The organism is Saccharothrix sp. NRRL B-16348 (assembly GCF_001280085.1).
Taxonomy (GTDB): Bacteria; Actinomycetota; Actinomycetes; order Mycobacteriales; family Pseudonocardiaceae; genus Actinosynnema.
Genome location: NZ_LGED01000061.1, coordinates 1 through 1270, shown reverse-complemented (window position 1 = coordinate 1270; position 1270 = coordinate 1). Strand labels below are relative to the sequence as shown.

General features: G+C 69.0%; 1 protein-coding gene. It reads right to left on the bottom strand.

Translation table 11 applies throughout. The annotated features are described in order from the left end of the window. Positions 1-34: 34 nt before the first annotated feature. Entirely contained in the window at positions 35-1147 is a 1113-nt protein-coding gene (locus ADK67_RS08890) for an IS630 family transposase (protein ID WP_053715925.1), read from the bottom strand. Positions 1148-1270: the final 123 nt, after the last annotated feature.

Sequence of the window (1270 nt, the reverse complement as noted above, 5' to 3'; positions counted from 1 at the left end):
CTAGTGCGCTGACCACGAACGTTCGCCGGGTTGGTCAGGCTGCTCGTGGTCGGCCCCAGCGTTGGTGGCGTTCGCTGCGGATGCGGGCTCGTTCGCGGCGTTGGGCGTCGAGGACGTCGGGGTGGCGGGCGTTGGCGTTGCGCCAGCGGAGGTGTCGTTGCAGCTCACTGGCCAACACGGTGTGGTTGGGATGAACGGAGTTGGCGATGACGAAGGTGCGCAGCGGTCCGAACTGCGGCTCGATGGGGTTGGCCCAGGAGGCGTAGGTCGGGGTCAGGCAGATCTCGACGTTGTTGTCGGCCGCCCAGCCGAGGATTTTCGGGGTCTTGTTGGCCGACAGGTTGTCCATGATCACGTAGATCGGTGCGCCGTCCGGTCTGGCCGCCCGGATCGATTTGAGGGCGGCCAGGCTGTGGTCGCCGCCTTTGCGGCGGCGGGTGACGCCCCAGAGCCTGTCGTCGCCGATGGAGTAGCAGCCGTGGAAGTAGCGGATGCCGTGGGTGCGCCGGTAGGTCGCCGGCAGTCGGTCGGGGTGCTTGCGTGGTGCCCAGCCGGAGCCGTGGTGCGGACGGATCGAGAGTGGTCCGAACTGGTCGAAGGCGAAACACCGATTCGGGAAGCGGGTCAGGACCTCGTCGATGCGGTCGAGTTTGGCGTCGAAAGCGGGGTCGTTGGAGGTCTTCCAGGTCCGGGTCCGTTGGAAGCTGATCCCGTGCTCGCGCAGGACCTGCCGCAGCCGTTCCCGACCGATACGGACCCGCCGGGTCGGGTTGCGGTGCAGGTGGGCGGCGAGTTTGCGCAGGCTCCACCGGGTGAAGGGCAGGCCCGCCCTCGCGGGGCGGGCCTTGGCCGTCGCCACGACGAACGCGATGTCGTCGGGGCCGATCAGGCGGGGACGGCCTCCCGCCCACCTAGGGTCCAGCGCCGCCAGGCCGCGGGCGTTGAAGTCGTGGATCACGTCCCGCACGGTGTCGACGTCCGCCGCGACCAGCCGGGCGATCGACGGCGCCGGCGTCCCGGACGACGACGCCAGGATGATCATCGCCCGGCGCATCCGGATCGTGCCCTGCTTGCCGCGCCGCACGTAGTTCAGCAGACGGCGGCCCTCGTCCTCGGTTAATCGACGTGCTCTGACCGGCTCGGCCATCGACCCATCCTCATGCGGCGGCGACTACGTCACCACCGAGCATGAGATCACCACGAGCCGCCGTCGGGGATCTTGTCCGGCGTGTCCCCAACCCGGCGAACGTATGTGGTCAACGCACTAGGT